15 protein-coding genes and 1 tRNA gene are annotated in these 15,017 nt (G+C 62.2%); 6 read left to right on the top strand and 10 right to left on the bottom strand.

Translation table 11 applies throughout. The annotated features are described in order from the left end of the window. Window positions 1-253 precede the first annotated feature (253 nt). The 3 genes from NO877_RS09500 to NO877_RS09490 all read left to right on the top strand — a co-directional run bounded on the left by NO877_RS09500 (window position 254) and on the right by NO877_RS09490 (window position 3,728). Window positions 254-1,432: a M24 family metallopeptidase gene (locus NO877_RS09500; protein ID WP_256396100.1), complete on the top strand. Its 1,179-nt coding sequence runs from the start codon at window positions 254-256 to the stop codon at window positions 1,430-1,432. Between the two features lie 74 nt (window positions 1,433-1,506). Then, window positions 1,507-2,043 (top strand): hypothetical protein, encoded by a 537-nt coding sequence (locus NO877_RS09495; RefSeq protein ID WP_256396099.1) that lies wholly within the window; start codon window positions 1,507-1,509, stop codon window positions 2,041-2,043. Between the two features lie 134 nt (window positions 2,044-2,177). Then, window positions 2,178-3,728: a methyl-accepting chemotaxis protein gene (locus NO877_RS09490; RefSeq protein WP_256396098.1), complete on the top strand. Its 1,551-nt coding sequence runs from the start codon at window positions 2,178-2,180 to the stop codon at window positions 3,726-3,728. On the opposite strand, the gene NO877_RS09485 is transcribed toward NO877_RS09490, so the two are convergent. The 7 genes from NO877_RS09485 to NO877_RS09455 form a co-directional block, all read right to left on the bottom strand. Beyond that, window positions 3,725-4,729 carry a threonine-phosphate decarboxylase gene (locus tag NO877_RS09485; protein WP_256396097.1) on the bottom strand — a complete coding sequence of 335 codons (1,005 nt, stop codon included), beginning with the start codon at window positions 4,727-4,729 and terminating at the stop codon, window positions 3,725-3,727. The genes NO877_RS09490 and NO877_RS09485 overlap by 4 nt on opposite strands. Before the next feature lie 96 nt (window positions 4,730-4,825). Next, window positions 4,826-5,404 carry an NTP transferase domain-containing protein gene (locus tag NO877_RS09480; protein WP_256396096.1) on the bottom strand — a complete coding sequence of 193 codons (579 nt, stop codon included), beginning with the start codon at window positions 5,402-5,404 and terminating at the stop codon, window positions 4,826-4,828. A gap of 15 nt (window positions 5,405-5,419) precedes the next feature. Continuing rightward, the gene (gene cobS, locus NO877_RS09475) at window positions 5,420-6,181 is read right to left on the bottom strand and encodes an adenosylcobinamide-GDP ribazoletransferase (RefSeq protein WP_256396095.1); all 762 of its coding nucleotides are present in this window, start codon (window positions 6,179-6,181) and stop codon (window positions 5,420-5,422) included. After that, entirely contained in the window at window positions 6,174-7,103 is a 930-nt protein-coding gene (gene cbiB / locus NO877_RS09470) for an adenosylcobinamide-phosphate synthase CbiB (protein WP_256396094.1), read from the bottom strand. The genes cobS and cbiB overlap by 8 nt, the downstream gene beginning before the upstream one ends. A 31-nt stretch (window positions 7,104-7,134) precedes the next feature. After that, on the bottom strand, window positions 7,135-7,776 hold the full coding sequence (locus NO877_RS09465) for an HAD family hydrolase (protein ID WP_256396093.1): 642 nt from the start codon (window positions 7,774-7,776) through the stop codon (window positions 7,135-7,137). A gap of 66 nt (window positions 7,777-7,842) precedes the next feature. Then, window positions 7,843-8,451 carry a translation initiation factor IF-2 subunit beta gene (locus tag NO877_RS09460; RefSeq protein WP_256396092.1) on the bottom strand — a complete coding sequence of 203 codons (609 nt, stop codon included), beginning with the start codon at window positions 8,449-8,451 and terminating at the stop codon, window positions 7,843-7,845. A gap of 209 nt (window positions 8,452-8,660) precedes the next feature. Next, window positions 8,661-8,734: transfer RNA gene (locus NO877_RS09455), tRNA-Tyr, on the bottom strand. 111 nt (window positions 8,735-8,845) lie between these two features. Here NO877_RS09455 and NO877_RS09450 point away from each other — a divergent pair. The 3 genes from NO877_RS09450 to ftsZ all read left to right on the top strand — a co-directional run bounded on the left by NO877_RS09450 (window position 8,846) and on the right by ftsZ (window position 10,981). Further along, complete coding sequence (locus NO877_RS09450; protein WP_256396091.1) at window positions 8,846-9,400, top strand: double zinc ribbon domain-containing protein; 555 nt, start codon at window positions 8,846-8,848, stop codon at window positions 9,398-9,400. Window positions 9,401-9,611: 211 nt separating this feature from the next. Further along, window positions 9,612-9,794, top strand: a complete 183-nt coding sequence (locus NO877_RS09445; protein WP_256396090.1) for a ribbon-helix-helix domain-containing protein — start codon at window positions 9,612-9,614, stop codon at window positions 9,792-9,794. Further along, on the top strand, window positions 9,794-10,981 hold the full coding sequence (gene ftsZ, locus NO877_RS09440) for a cell division protein FtsZ (protein WP_256396089.1): 1,188 nt from the start codon (window positions 9,794-9,796) through the stop codon (window positions 10,979-10,981). Before NO877_RS09445 ends, ftsZ begins: the two co-directional genes overlap by 1 nt. Before the next feature lie 56 nt (window positions 10,982-11,037). Here ftsZ and NO877_RS09435 read toward each other — a convergent pair whose 3' ends face one another. The 3 genes from NO877_RS09435 to NO877_RS09425 form a co-directional block, all read right to left on the bottom strand. Then, window positions 11,038-11,706 carry an AIM24 family protein gene (locus tag NO877_RS09435; RefSeq protein ID WP_256396088.1) on the bottom strand — a complete coding sequence of 223 codons (669 nt, stop codon included), beginning with the start codon at window positions 11,704-11,706 and terminating at the stop codon, window positions 11,038-11,040. Window positions 11,707-11,824: 118 nt separating this feature from the next. Then, complete coding sequence (ncsA, locus tag NO877_RS09430) at window positions 11,825-12,790, bottom strand: tRNA 2-thiolation protein NcsA (protein WP_256396087.1); 966 nt, start codon at window positions 12,788-12,790, stop codon at window positions 11,825-11,827. A gap of 281 nt (window positions 12,791-13,071) precedes the next feature. Then, complete coding sequence (locus tag NO877_RS09425; RefSeq protein WP_256396086.1) at window positions 13,072-14,802, bottom strand: transposase; 1,731 nt, start codon at window positions 14,800-14,802, stop codon at window positions 13,072-13,074. Window positions 14,803-15,017 lie beyond the last annotated feature (215 nt).

Genomic DNA, 15,017 nt, shown 5'->3' with positions numbered 1-15,017 from the left:
ACGAAGAGGCAAGAGCATAAGCTACACCTGCATATGATAGCCACGCATATTAACCCATTGCAGAAAATATAATTCAAACTGATATGTGTCTGACGGAGGTAGGACGTGAAGCCGACACGCTCTGCGGCGATCCCAGCTTTATATATACTATATCTGATTTTTCAATTCTGCGTGAAAGATTCCCGGGCCGAACAGTTGTTTCCGGTCGCTGTGAGGGCCAACGATCTTACCCTTCTGTCGCTACAACCGAGATATGGACCCGGATTTCAGTCGTCTCGATGCCCATCTCGACTCGCTTGGGGTGGATGCCTACGCTATCGACGCCGCCAGCACCGACTCGAATCAGCGGTATCTCTCGGGGTTCGACGCCCCCGATCCGTTTTTCACGTGTTACACGCCGGAGGAACTCTCGGTGCTCGTCTCGGGGCTCGAATACGGTCGGGCACGAACGGAGAGCCGTGCCGACCGCATTGAGCGCCCGGTAGCCTACGACAAACGGGAGTTAGTCGACGCCTACGGACCGCGCGAGGCGAGCCATCGGGTCGCAGCGGCCTTCCTCTCGGCGGGCGGCGTCGAATCGGTCGCGGTCCCCGAGCGGTTTCCCGTGGGGACCGCCGACGGTCTCCGCGAGCAGGGCATCGAAGTCGTCGTCGATACCGACGACGTACTGGTCGACATCCGGGCGGTCAAGACGCCGCCCGAACTCGACCACGTTCGGGCGGCCCAGCGGGCCAACGAGGCCGCGATGGCCGCCGCCGAGGGGTTGATCGAACGGTCGACTATCGGAGCCGACGGGCAGTTGCTCGTCGATGGCGAGACCCTGACCAGCGAGCGCGTTAAAGAGGCCATCGAGATCACCCTCTTAAAACACGGCTGTGGACTCGACGAGACCATCGTCGCTTGCGGCGAGCGGGCGGCTGACCCGCACGACCGCGGCAGCGGGCCGTTGTACGCGACCGAGCCGATCATCGTCGACATCTTCCCCCGGAACAAGTCGACGAAGTACCACGCTGATATGACCCGGACGTTCTGCAAGGGCGAGCCGGACGAGACGCTCGCCGAGTGGTACGACCTCACCGAGCGGGCGCTGGCGGCGGCCCTCGATGCGGTCGAACCCGGAAACACTGGCGAGGACGTCCACGCAGCAGCCTGTGCGGTCTACGAGGACGCCGGACTCCCGACGCTGCGGGCCGACCCTTCGACCGAGACCGGGTTCATCCACAGCACCGGCCACGGCGTCGGCCTGGATGTCCACGAGCGGCCGCGGCTCTCGACCGATGGCGGCGATCTGGTGGCCGGACAGGTGATCACTGTCGAACCGGGACTGTACGATCCGGCGGTCGGCGGGGTCCGGATCGAGGACATCGTGATCGTCACCGATGACGGCTACGAGAACATCACCGAGTATCCGATCGAGTTAGTCGTCGACTAACTGGCCCACGCAGCCACAGCCGTCCTGAGCTCCCAAATGCGAACGTTTTCCGTGCTGTCGTGTCTCTCGCCGATATGGCTGGGATCGACGGGACACTCGTTGCCAAGTATCTGGAGTCGTACGCCGAAACACAGGGTGTTCTTCCCGAGCGAATCGCCGACTTCGGCCAGCAGTACCGCCAGCAGGGCCACCTGACCCGCGAGCAGCTATACGAGATCGCCTACGAATCCTCGACCCGCAGCGCCTACCACGTCGACCGCAACCCTGCCGACCGCTGTGTAGAAGTCACCGCCAACGTCCGGCGCGTCGACGGCGACTTTTCGAAGATCCACCTGCTCACCGGCCTCAGTGGGTTCAAGGCTCCGACGGCCTCCTGTGTGCTCACTGCCCTCGACCCCTCGCGGCACGCGATCGTCGATACCCGCGTTTGGGCCACACTCGAACGGTTCGACTTCGTCGAGGGCCGCAAGGAGTCGTTCGATGCCGCCGACTACGTGACGATGATCGAGCCGATCCGCGAGATCGCAAGCGAGACCGGCTACTCGCCCGAAGACGTTGGCTACGCGCTGTTCGCCTACGACGTCGAGCATCGTGAGGGGACCCTTCACTGAGTAGCTGTGACCGTCATCAAACCGCACTATTTATGCCCATAATGTGTGATATAATACAACGATACTGTGGATAAAATATAAAATCTGATAATAGTACGGAAACCAATAACATTCTGTGTTCCCTATCGGTTGCTATGCCACAAGGGAACCCCGAAGGGGCCCGGAGTGCGACCGGCGGGACTGACGATACGTTGGGCGGTCGACAGTCGGCCGACGAGGAGATCGACATCTCGACGGACGCGCTGTTGGACACGCTTCCGCAGCCAGCGTTCATGATCGACACACACCACCGCATCATCGGCTGGAACCGGGAGATGGAGGTCCTGACAGGGATCGACAGCGAATCCGTCTTGGGCGACGACGACACCGCACGGTTCTTCCAGGACGACCGCACTCGAACGCTGGCCAACGCCGTCGTCGACAACCCCGACCGGGCCGACGAGACGTTCGGGGCCGACCGCTCGGGCCGCGACCAGCGGGCCTACGAACTCGAACAGGAACTCGACAACGCCGACGGCGAGACGCTGTACGTCCACTCGGTGGCAACGCCGATCACCCAGGCCGGAGAGCTGCAGGGCGTCATCCAACTCATCCAGGACAACACCGAAGTCATCCGCCGCCGGGAGGCGATGGGCGGGCTGGTCGAGGAGGTCTCCGACACCGCCCAGGAGATCGAAAACGGTCGGCTCGGCGCGCGTGTCGAGTACACCGACGGCCGCGATCTGCTCGACGACGAGGTTTTGGAGATCACCGACGCGATCAACGGCGTCGCCGACTCGACCCAGACAATGATTCGGGGACTCGTCGACCAGATCGAGGAGCTGTCGGCGGCGGCCGACCAGATCGCCTCCGGCGCGGCCGACATCGACGAGGAGGTCAGCGACCAGAACGAATCCCTCCGGCAGGTCAGCGACGAGATGCAGAACCTGAGTGCGACCATGGAGGAGGTCGCGGCCACCTCCGATCAGGTCGACTCGGCGGCCTACCGTGCCGAGCAGGCCGCCGAAGAGGGTGCGGAGGCGGGCGAGAGCGCCCAACAGGAGATGGAGGAGGTCGTCGAGTCGACCGAGGAGCTCGTCGAGACAGTCGAACAGCTGGAGGGCCGGATGGACGCGATCAACGAGGTCGTCGAGGTGATCGCCGACATCGCCGACCAGACCAATATCCTCGCGCTCAACGCCAACATCGAGGCCGCCCGGGCCGACGAATCGGGCGATGGCTTCGCGGTGGTCGCCGACGAGGTCAAGAACCTCGCCGAGGAGACCAAGGAGAACGCCGACGAGATCTCCGAGCTGATCGGCGAGATTCAGGACCGGACTCGCGAGACGGCCGCAGTCTCCGAGACGACAAACAGTCAGGTCCGCAGCGCCAACGCCGAGATCTCCGGCGTCCTGGAGTCGCTGTCGGACATCGTCGCCGCCTCACAGGAGGCCGCCCAAGGGATTTCGGAGGTCTCCGACACCAACGACGATCAGGCCGCGTCGCTCGAAGAGATCACCGCCACGGCCGAATCGGTCGCCAAACAGGCCGAGGAAATCGAAGCGAGCATCGGCGAGATCACCGAGGGGGCCGCCGAACAGCGCGACGCGATCGACGACATGGTCGACTACCTCAACGAACTGGCCGATATGGACCGCGTCGACCGCTCACAACCCACCGCCGCGACGACCAACCGCCTCGGCTAAACGCCGAGTGCCTCCAGGAGCTGGTCGTTTTCGTGGTCTCGTTTAATTGCGACCCGGACGTGCGAATCGAGCCCGCGGAAGGTCGTCGCATCCCGGATGACGATCCCCGCCGAGCGGGCCTCGTCGATGATTTCCGCGACCGGTTCGTCGGTCTCCAGGAGCAGAAACGGTGCCTCCGAGGGCGTGACGGTGAACCGCTCGGAGAGTCGCTCGGCCATTCGCTGCCGTTCGGCCTCGACGCGCTGGCGGGTCTCCTCGACGAACTCGGTCTCGCCCAGACAGTGAGCCCCGACCGCCGCGGCGGGCGTGCTCAGCGTCCAGGAGAGTCGCGCCACGTCGAGGCGCTCTCTGAGCTGGCCGGTCGCCACCAGAAAGCCTGCCCGGAGCCCGGGGAGCCCGAAGATCTTCGTCAGCGAGCGGGCGACGACGACCCCCTCGGTGCCAGCCAGCGACGGCTCGTCGGTGAAGTCCAGGAAGGCCTCATCGACGAGCAGCGTCGTCCCGGCGTCCCGACATCGGTCGGCCAGTGCTCGAAGCCCCATCGGGCAGTAGGCGGTACCAGTCGGGTTGTTCGGATTACAGACGATCACCAGTTCGTGTGGTTCGGGATCGATCGTCTGGATCTCGTCGTGGTCGACGAACGTCGGCTCGCCGCCCTGAAGCTGTACTTCCTTGGCGTACTCGCCGAAACTCGGTGCCGGGATCGCGACGCTGTCGCCGTCGTCGATGACGACCGACAACAGGAGCCGCATCCCGGCCAGCCCGCCGGGGGCTGGGATGATCTGTCTGCCGCTGACACCGATGTATTCTGCGGCGGCAGCGCGGAACTCACAGTAGTCGTCGACCGGATACTGGCGAGCCGCCGAAAACGCCGACTCGTAGACTGTTGCGGCCCCTGTGGGAGAAGCAGGGTTCGTGTTTGCACTGAAGTCGAGTAGCTGCGGGTCCGACGCACCACCGTGTGGCACGCGGTCGAGTGTATCGAGATTCTGGGGGTCCATACGAACATAAACAGGGGTATCCCTCTAAATTATATTTCTATTAACAGCGAAATCTGCCGTTTCCAAAGTCAAATCGGGCTATTCGAAAACCGATTTTCACATATCAATAAACAACTCTTTGGCACGCCGGAGATCCACGGGCCGATTCACATTGATCGCCAGCCGCTCGGCGCTCCAGACGACACGCCGATCTTCTCCTGGGCCGACGATGTTCAGCCCCGTCGGCACTACCCGTTTCCCGTCGTGGTCGACTGTCGTATCGACGCTGGCCCCCACCTGTTCGACCAACGAGCGGGGGACACAGACCGCCAGAGACTCCCCGTCGGCCGCCTCGATGGCACGGTCGACGAGCCCGCCGGTCAAAAGCGGGAGATCCGACGTGACGGTGACGACCGGCTGCTCGACGGCATCGAGCGCCGTGGCGAGATCGGCGACATATCCTTCCCCCGGCGTTTCGACGAGCCGAACCCCCTCGCGGTCGGCCAGCCGTGCGGCCGTCTCCGGGGTTGCGGGCGAGACGGCGGCGATGACACTCTCGACCCGACTCTCCTGGAGGGCCTCGACGACGTGGTCGACCATCGGCTTACCGTCGACTTCCACCAGCGGTTTTTCGGTCTCGCCGACCGCCGGTCGGAGTCGCGTCCCCTCGCCACCACACATAAGTAGGCCGTCCATACTACCGGCCTCCGCTCAGAACACGATCCATACGGCCACCCCCAGATGGAGTCCGACCGCGCGGGCGAGTTCGTTCGTCGCACCGATCACGTCGCCGGTGACACCACCCAGCGAGCGGTAGCCCCAGGTCAACATCACCGCGCCGACCAGCGGTCCGGCGACGACCGCCCCGAGCAGCGCGGGAGTCGATCCCCCCGGCGCGAGGAGAACCGCCGGAGCCGCCACCAACACCGCCGGGCCGTAGTCCGCCCGATCGAGCCGCCCGACGAGCTGGGAGCCCAATCCCTCGTGGGCCGGGCGGCCATAACAGATCACCAAGACCATCCCGAGTTTCGCGCCGACCTCCGCGGCGATCACGAGCCGAACGGACGTCATCGCATCCGTCCCCGCGAAGCCGAGCACCCCGAGCGTCAGGACGATCAGCGTCAGCCCCAACAGGAGCATGCCGCCGACACCGATCGCGGAGTCCTTCAGGACCTCCCGTCGGCGCTCCCGGTCGCCGTGGACTGCCATCGCGTCACCGATATCGGCAAGTCCATCGGCGTGAGTGATGCCCGTCAGGCCGTAGAGAACGACGAGATAGCCCGCGACGACGGTCGTCGGCTGGGCCGGGAGGAAAAAGGCCAGCCCGGCGAGCCCGCCGATGAGGTAGCCGACCACCGGTATCGTGTAGGGACGCTCGCGGAACGCGTTCCACGCCGCCTCCCCGCCGCCGACCGGCAGCCGGGTTAAAAAGGCGACCGCGCCCCGGAGTGCCGTGATGGGACCGTCAGACAAGGCTGATCACCGCCGTCGAACCGAAGGCGAGCCAGCCAGCCCGATCGACGAGATCGACGCCCCGGTTGGCGGCTCCGGCGGTCGGCAGTTCGGCCACGTCGTTCAGCGTGTACGTGTCTGGCTTTTCGAGCCGGACCCCCAGCGCCGCCGCCAGTGTCGCCATCGGCCACCCCGAGTTCGGCGAGGCCGGAATCCGCGCCCAGCGCCGACCGCTCAACAGTGGGTCGGGACTCGGCGTTGCAGCCGCAATGAGGAGCGCGGTCAGCCGGGCGGGAAGCCACATAACCAGATCGTCGAGCCGTGCGCCCGCCCAGCCGACCGGCTTCGAGCGGTAGCCGATCATCGAATCCATCGTATTGATCGCCTTCACCCACGCGGCAGCCGCAACCGCGACCGGCAGCACTGGACCGGACCAGCCGGACACTGCGGCGACGATGGCGACCACACTAACCGCCGATAGCGTGGCGACGAGCCCGTCGGCGAGGTTCTCGGCGGTGCTCTCGACGGCCGCGCTCCGAACCAGTTCGGGCGACAACTCGCTCGCCTCGCGGCCCGCCAACGCTTTGAGTTCGTCTCGTGCACGCGGGAGGTCGGTCTCCGACAGCGCGATCTCCTCGCGGGCGGTCGACGACAGGAGCCGGAGGCTGGTCGACGAAAACAGCACGAAAGCGGCGACGCCACCCCCGGCCACCGGATGGACGTCCCCCGCGAGCCAGACCGCACCGGCAACGAGGGCCGCCGCCGACAGCGGGAGCCCGACCGCCGCCAGCGTCCCGACCGCTCGTGGCGACGCCCACGGGCGGTCGAGGGGCCCGACGAGTCGGCCGAACCAGACGACCGGATGCAGCCGGGCCGGTGGCTCGCCGACCAGGCGGTCCAGGAGCGCGACGATCAGGACAACCACAGCGAGGGTTACTGGCATACACGACCTCTCGCAGTATCTGACTCCATGCTCATACTGTCCGACACACCTCGTCGAGACGGTGAGGGAGCCGCGACAGTGGGGTGTCGGTTACGTCGACGAACGTCCCGCCGCAGTCCTCGATGCCGCCGTCGGTCGCGGGCGTGTCGCCGATGTAGACCAGCTGGTCGACGGGCACCGACAGCTGGCGGGCAACCGTCTCGAAGGCCCGCCGGTCGGGTTTGCGCCAGCCGCAGGCGACGCTGGAGACGATTTGATCGAATGAATCGCGGGAGAGTTCGGAGCGGATCAGCGTTCGACCGACGAGCTCGGGGACCGAACAGTTCGACAGCAGGCCGACCGGCCCATACTCGCGGGCGGCCGCGACCGCCTCGACCGCTCCGCGGCGGGTCTCGACCTGAGGGTCGAACGTCGAGACGACGGCTCGGCGGGGGGCGTTGTTCGGGGCCTCAACGCCGCGGCTGGCGAGGGCGGCGCTGACGTGGGCTGGCAGCGGCACCTCCGCGCCCTCTGGAGCGTCGATATGTGGCTCACTGTAGGCCGCCGCCCAGTCGTCGGGAACCGCAACGCCGCGGCCGCGGAGGGCATCGGCGACTGCGCGGGCTGGATCGTCCGGCCGCTCGCTTTCGACGAGCGTGCCGAACAGATCGAAACAGATGGCGACGGAACTCACTGTGGAGAACTACGACACGACGGGCTTGAAAACACCGATCCCGGTGGTGGGCAGTCGATCGAAACCTCAGGCCAGCCGCGCGAACGCCAGCGTCCCGCTGACGTTGTTGATGTAGATCTCAACCTGGTCGCCTTCCTCGGCACCGGGGACGAAGATCGTGTACTTGCCGCGCTCGGCGACACCGTCGCCCTTGCGGCCCGTGCCCGTAATCTCGACCTCGTAGGTTTTGCCCTCCTCGATATCCGGGGTGTCGGTCTGGTCGTCGGTCCGGCGGCGTTTGGCGACCGGTCGGAACGCCCCACAGGCCTCACACCGCAGCATCTGGGTCCGGTTTTCGGTGACGAGTTTGGTGTCCGGCAGACCACACTCCGAGCAGGTGACGTACTCGGCGATGTAGGATTCGATCGCCGCATTCAGTTCGGTCGACGAAAACGACCCGTTGTAGCGGGCCCGGCCGTCCTCGTACTGTCCGGCGGTCCCGAGCTCCCGCTGGATCGTACTGTGGAGGTGTTCGGGATCGCGGTCCAGGGCGTCGGCGATCGTCGAGAGGTTCGTAAACCGCGTAAACGCGCCGTCTTTCTGCACCTCGGCGTCCGGTACGTCCAGTCGCTCGTCGGAGCCGCCGAGATCCGGCAGCTCCTCGATTGCTCGATCGAGGTTCGATTCGTAGTCCATATCGGATCGACGTGAGCAGGGGGTAAATGGCTTGTGAGAGAGCGATCCGCATTCTAACGGTCTCGCGTCGACTGAAAAATCCGCCCTCCCCGAATTGAACACTGTGAGACGTGCTCACTTCGTTGCGCGCGACTCACAAGCTCAATTCGGGTCGGGGTATCCTTCACACTCAGCACCGTTCGCAGTAGCTCACTGGTGCTGAGGTTCAGTCCGCCCTCCCCGAATTGAACGGGGGACAAGTCGATCTACAGTCGACTGCTCTACCAGGCTGAGCTAAGGGCGGTCACCGAACCGTACCCCGCTGCCACAATTAAGGGTTACTGTTCGGCGTCCGTCTGACATCTGTCTGCCACAAGCGAACGTTCAAATACCTGTACTGTGTTAGACACACCCGATGAGTAAGATCACGTTCCGCGCCGACGACGAGCTCGTCAGTCGGCTGGAGGCCCTTGAGGCCTCGAAAAGCGAGGTGATGCGGGAGGCGCTCCGCTCTCACCTCGACTCCCTGGAGCGTGCCTCAACGCAGTCCGACGATCGGTCCGAGACCGGCGACGTGACGATCGACGAACTGGTGACCGACCGGCTCGACCAACTGCTGGCCGAACGGGAGTCGAGCCGACCCGAGCGCCGCGCGGAGCCCCGCGTGCCCGACATCAACGTCAACGTCTCGCTGGAGGGGCTCTCCGCCGACAACGTCGCCGTCGACCGCGAGGCCGAGCCAACAAATCGTAAGACATCCGGCCGGGCCGCCGCCCCGGAGCCGAGCGCCACCAGCTGTGCCCAGTGCGGTGAGACGGTCGACGACGACCACGTCTACTGTCCCAACTGCGGCGAAAAAGCTACCCACAGACTGTTCTGTGAGTGCGGCGATGAGATCCAGTCCGACTGGGGGTTCTGCCCCAGCTGCGGCCGTCGGACACCCGCAGCCGACGTGTTAGACAACGCATAACACACGAAAACAGGCGGTACAGGCTCCATAACGGCGTCTTACGCCGTGTGTAAGACAACTGCCGATACTTTTATATACATTCAGGGATACTGTTCGGTTGCGTAAGACAGTCGTCTTACAGTGTACGTCGGTCGGACGGAAACGGTCCCCGCCGACGGTAGCACGCCTCACTGGCGTGATACTGTCGACTGTCTTACCGGGGAATGTAAGCATGGAGCGTGTGACACTACGAATTCCAAAGCAGCAGATCGAGGAAGTCGAGGAAATGGTCGACACCGGCCAATTTCCGAACCGGAGCGAGGCGATCCGGTCGGCTGTCCGCGATATGCTCAATGAACACGACGAGGCAGAGACGCGACGATCGAACACCGAGCGCAACTGGGTGAAAGCATAATGCAAGACATCGTCCAGGACGCGCTTGAAAACGCCGAGGCCGAGAAGCGGGACATGGACGCCGCACTCGATGACGACGACGAGTTCGGCGACCCACGGATCGTGATCGTCGGTGCCGGTGGTGCCGGGAACAACACCATCAATCGACTGTACAACATCGGCGTCGACGGCGCTGACACGATCGCGATCAACACGGACAAACAGCACCTGAAGATGATCGAAGCCGACACCAAGATCCTGGTCGGGAAATCCCTGACCAACGGCCTCGGTGCCGGTGGCGACCCCGAAATGGGCGAGCGCGCAACCGAGATGGCCCAAGGAACGATCAAAGAGGTTCTCGGCGAGGCCGACCTCGTGTTCGTCACCGCGGGCATGGGTGGCGGCACCGGTACCGGTGCGGCTCCCGTCGTCTCACAGATCGCCAAAGACCAGGGCGCGATCGTCGTCGGCATGGTGTCGACGCCGTTCAACGTCGAGCGAGCCCGCACGGTGAAAGCCGAAGAGGGCCTCGAACGGCTCCGCAACACCGCCGACTCGATCATCGTACTGGACAACAACCGCCTGCTCGATTACGTCCCGAACCTCCCGATCGGCAAGGCCTTCTCGGTGATGGACCAGATCATCGCCGAAACCGTCAAAGGCATCTCCGAGACGATCACCCAGCCCTCCCTCATCAACCTCGACTACGCCGATATGTCGACGATTATGAATCAGGGCGGCGTCGCGGTGATGTTGGTTGGTGAGACGCAGGACAAAAACAAGACCCAGGAAGTCGTCAACGAGGCGATGAACCATCCACTCTTGGATGTCGACTACCGTGGTGCCTCGGGTGGGCTCGTCCACATCACTGGCGGCCCGGACCTCACACTCAAGGAGGCCGAAGGGATCGCCGACAACATCACCGAACGCTTGGAGGCGAGTGCGAACGTGATCTGGGGTGCCCGTATCCAGGACAACTACAAGGGCAAAGTCCGCGTCATGGCGATCATGACCGGCGTCCAGAGCGCCCAGGTCCTCGGCCCGACGACGCAGAAACAGGCCGACAAATCCAGACAGAGCCTCGATCAACAGCAGAATCAGTCGTTCGACGCGAGCGCGAACGTCTCGAACCAGAACAAAACCTCCTGGGAGTCCGACGGCGGGACCGACGAACTCGAGAAGTCCAACGGGCTCGACGTCATCCGCTAACCGCGACTCCGTCAGTGGTTCCTGTTTTTTTACTACCAGCTCACCGAGCCGCTGGCTTAGACCGGCTGTGTCCCTTCCTCGTAGGGCTGGACGACGACGAAGCCGTTCGATCCCTCGAAGCTCATCTGGTAGGTTTCGCCCGACGATTGGCCGATCGAGTCCTTCAGGCTCCGGTCGGCTTTGAGGCTCGGCGAGAGGTTACTCGACCACGCGACGGTCGCATCGGGATCGGTTCGCACGGGCGGCTCCAACACCAGGGGGTCACCGTGGGTCGTGATCGCGATGGTTCCCGGCCCGGTGAGATAGACGTTCAGCAGACCCCCCGCCGACGCGCCGCCGATGCTGCCGATGGTACTGATCTCGTAGTCGACCCGATCCTCGAAGGCCAACACGTCGTTGCCGTTGACCGAAATCGACTCCCCGGCGTCGAGTTCGAGAATCTGGATCTTCTTTTCCTGGTCGGCGAGATAGACGTGGCCCTGGCCTTCGACCTCCATGACGGGCGTCCCCTCGCTTGTGACCTTGCTTTTGATCATCCCTGTTAATCCTCCCTCGGCGGAGGATTTCCCGGTAAACGAGAGGTCGCCGTCGTAGGCGATCATCGATCCGGCCTTGGCGATGATCGTTCCGTCGACATCGATATCCAGGAGCTTGCTGTTCTCCAACTCGAAGCGTTTGCCGGTCTCTCCGGGTTCGTTTGCCGCGACGAAGTCGTTGAGTTCCATGATGTATCCGGGTCCGGTGACCCTACTGACTGGTCCGGCGGCGAGAGTATAAAAGCACGGCTGGCTCAAACAGCGGTTACAGTGGCCGAACCATCGGTTGTGTCGCCCTGCTCGACTCTTATACCGCGTTGATTGATTCGATCAGTCGACACTTCCGGCAGACGCGGCTCCCGGTTTTCGAGCCGCACTGCTCGCACTCGTTGAGGTCCGCGCCCTCGTCGCCGCGGTAGCGGTCGGCGGTCAGTTCTGCGAGTTCCTCGTAGCCGGACATGATCGAGTGGCGAGTGCCGGGGTGATTTTCTTCGAGATCCCACAACAACTTCTGGATCTCGCCGCGGTAGGCCTCGCTGGAATGGGGACACTCGGTGATGTGGGCAGGCAAGTCCTTGATATGGGCATACAGCGCGACCTCCTTTTCGGGGATGTCCCGGAGGGGTTTGGCCCGCGGAATGAAGTCCGTTCCCTCGTTTCGGTCCTCGAAACTGCCGAGGCTGGCGTCGAAATGTTTGGCGATCTGTTTCACGTCACCCTCCAGGATGTTCATCAGCGCGGTCTGGGCCTCGTCGTCGAGGTTGTGGCCCGTCAGCAGTTTGTCCGCACCGAACTCGTCGGCGTACTGTTCGAGAAGGTCCCGGCGGAACACGCCGCAGTAGGCGCAGGCGGCCATGTTTTCGGGGTCGTCCTCGACGACGTCGTCCATCCGCACGTCGAACTCCTCCTCGTAAGTGACCATCTCGTGGCGCATGTCGATATCCTCGGCGAGCTCGACACAGGCCTCGACGCTCTCGTCGCGGTAGCCTTCGATCCCCTCGTGAATAGTCAGGGCCATCATCTCGACCCGCGGGTCCTGTCCGAACGTTTCGTCCAGGATGTGAGTCAACACGACGCTGTCCTTGCCGCCCGAGAGCCCGATAACCCACTTTTCAGGGTCCTCGGGGGTGCTCTCTGCCGAGAGCAGCGCGTCCTCCCGAATCCGGCGACGGACGCGTTTGTCGACCGAGAGGCAGAGATGGGTCCCACAGAGGTGGGCCCCCGAATACGATGCGTGCATCACCGCCTCCTTGTCGCACTTGTCGCACTCCATTACCAGTGGGTTGCTGATGGGTGGGGATACCGGTTTCGTCTCCCGCACAGTCGCCCCGAGCGCATACGTTCACATAATCGGCAGATAGGGGGTGCTACCAACGAGTTGGCGGTAGTATCTGGATCTAACATACACTTGGTTGTGTGAAAATAAGTAGCCGCAAGAAAAGTCAGGGATCTGCTCGGAGTCGGGTTAGCTGACCGACAAATGAGGCCGAAAAATCGGATTACTGCACAGTGTTGCGACTACCAGTTAGGAGAACCCGAAGAAGCGAGTCCATGTTAATCTATCTCTCTGAGGAAGTCGCCGATAGCTCTCACGAACGTCTTAACGCCCACTACCGGTGGTGATCGAATCGGTTGCTCCCGTGCTACCTTGATCAGATAGTCGGTTAGCCGCCACAGGTTGTAGAGCAGTGCAGCCAACACGAAATTCGTGAATCGAACGCGGTAGTCTGTCGACGACGTTTTCGGCAGGAACTCTTCGATAGACTTGTACTGGTTTTCGATGTCCCACCGTCGACTGTAGCTATCGCTGATCGGCGCGATCTCATCGGTCCCAACCTCATCCCGATTCGTCGTGAAGACGGCATACTTCCCATCTGCATCATCGCTTGTACTCGGAACGTAGAGATATTCAGCGGTGTGGTGTAGCTCACCGTCGTATCCGACTGGAACGTTGTGTTTGACAGCTGCATCGGCGTCAGGATGCTCTTTGATGTCCTTGATTGTATCCAGATCGTCCTCGTACTTCGGAACCGGAGCGGTGTAGATGATGTCTCGGTTCTCGATAGAGGCGTAGACGCCCTTGCTGTGGAATCCGCGATCCAAGTACACTTCATCAAGATCGACGAACCGCTCGGCTTTGGCTAACAATCGGGCTACGATGTCGGCTTTCGAGTAGGATGGTGCGTCGTCGTCTTCCCATTTCGAGTTCTCTTTGACGGGTTCGACACCCAGAATGATCGGTGCTAAATCACCAGCCAGCGTGATCGTGGCGTACTTGTATCCCCGTTTGTAGTCGTTATCTTTCTTGTAGCCGCTGACCATCCGGGGAAAATCGGGGCGAGTGATTTCCTCGGTCTTGTTTTTCCACGGCGACATGAACACTTCTTCGGGAGTGATGTCGATTGCAGCGGTCTTTTTGCGGTCGCTGAACGGCCCCGCTCCCCGGATAGACGAGATGATATTGTCGACGGCACCATCGAATGACCCCATCAGTTCGTCTCTGATAGCATCAACCTCCGGCATATTGTCGTTCTTGAGGAGGTCATCAATCGTCAGCTGGGCGTCCTCGTCGCTGGGGGTAGCAAACTGCTTAATCACACGCAGGATCGTCGAGCCGTGGGCAGTCTGATCGTCGTCGGTCAACCAGCCGTAGTCACCTTCGGATTTGGCACTGCCACGGTGAGCGCAGGCGCGTGTGAACATTTCGAGGATTTCTTCGTCCTCGTAGGTTTTGTTGACGGCCCGCCCGCTCTTGAACTCTGGAAAGGCGTGCTGTCGAGCGAGCTTGATAGTCTTAGTCGTTTTCTGTCTGTGTGCTTCCTGCTCCGTTTGGTCAGTGTCGTCGTCTTTCGAGGGGTCGGTAGCCACGAGCGATTCGGCTATCACGTCGTTCTCAACAGCGACCTGTGCGATCCCCTTTGCAGCTGCTTCGATGATATTCTGGGTAGCCTCACTGAACTGTCGCCACGTATGGTTGATCGTTCCTTGTTGGGGTGCGTGTTCGCGTTTCCGAATATCGAATCCGCAGGCTTTGATCAGTGACGGTCGTGTGTGGAGCCGATGGGCGAGTTCGTTTTGTGACATTCCTTTCGCCTGCTGATAGAGAAACGCCCGAACAAGTGGCTCAGTCCCGAACGTGACCTTGTTTTGGTTGCGGTTGTCAGTCAAGTCATCGACCGGAATACTGAGCCGGTCAATTACATCCCATAGATTAGACTCGCGCTCACAGAGGGTTTCTGCATGAATGACTATCGCTTGAGCCACTGCGGGAGAATCAGTCTGCACTCTGATTCCCCCATTTGCATAATTTCTCACCCGCTCTTGTAGACAGGCAAACCGTACTCATCGTATGTTTCTGTAGATTCAAATTGTATCTATTTTCGAGGGTGTGATTTCCGAATTCCGAATCAATATACTGCCCAGAAGGTTATAAGCAGAAAATCAATACAGCAGTTCAATCAGAATATAGATTCATTTTGTATCTAAGTACAAATTGAACT

This window comes from Halohasta litorea, assembly GCF_024494645.1.
Classification (GTDB): domain Archaea; phylum Halobacteriota; class Halobacteria; order Halobacteriales; family Haloferacaceae; genus Halohasta; species Halohasta litorea.
This window is presented reverse-complemented; position numbering and strand designations above follow the sequence as displayed.

What these genes read in the sequence shown, in the direction of transcription:
- NO877_RS09500 (WP_256396100.1), top strand. Translation starts at nt 254, where the DNA reads ATGGACCCGGATTTCAGTCGTCTCGATGCCCATCTCGACTCGCTTGGG.
- NO877_RS09495 (WP_256396099.1), top strand. Translation starts at nt 1,507, where the DNA reads ATGGCTGGGATCGACGGGACACTCGTTGCCAAGTATCTGGAGTCGTAC.
- NO877_RS09490 (WP_256396098.1), top strand. Translation starts at nt 2,178, where the DNA reads ATGCCACAAGGGAACCCCGAAGGGGCCCGGAGTGCGACCGGCGGGACT.
- NO877_RS09485 (WP_256396097.1), bottom strand. Translation starts at nt 4,729, where the DNA reads ATGGACCCCCAGAATCTCGATACACTCGACCGCGTGCCACACGGTGGT.
- NO877_RS09480 (WP_256396096.1), bottom strand. Translation starts at nt 5,404, where the DNA reads ATGGACGGCCTACTTATGTGTGGTGGCGAGGGGACGCGACTCCGACCG.
- cbiB (WP_256396094.1), bottom strand. Translation starts at nt 7,103, where the DNA reads ATGCCAGTAACCCTCGCTGTGGTTGTCCTGATCGTCGCGCTCCTGGAC.
- NO877_RS09460 (WP_256396092.1), bottom strand. Translation starts at nt 8,451, where the DNA reads ATGGACTACGAATCGAACCTCGATCGAGCAATCGAGGAGCTGCCGGAT.
- NO877_RS09450 (WP_256396091.1), top strand. Translation starts at nt 8,846, where the DNA reads ATGAGTAAGATCACGTTCCGCGCCGACGACGAGCTCGTCAGTCGGCTG.
- NO877_RS09445 (WP_256396090.1), top strand. Translation starts at nt 9,612, where the DNA reads ATGGAGCGTGTGACACTACGAATTCCAAAGCAGCAGATCGAGGAAGTC.
- ftsZ (WP_256396089.1), top strand. Translation starts at nt 9,794, where the DNA reads ATGCAAGACATCGTCCAGGACGCGCTTGAAAACGCCGAGGCCGAGAAG.
- NO877_RS09435 (WP_256396088.1), bottom strand. Translation starts at nt 11,706, where the DNA reads ATGGAACTCAACGACTTCGTCGCGGCAAACGAACCCGGAGAGACCGGC.
- ncsA (WP_256396087.1), bottom strand. Translation starts at nt 12,790, where the DNA reads ATGGAGTGCGACAAGTGCGACAAGGAGGCGGTGATGCACGCATCGTAT.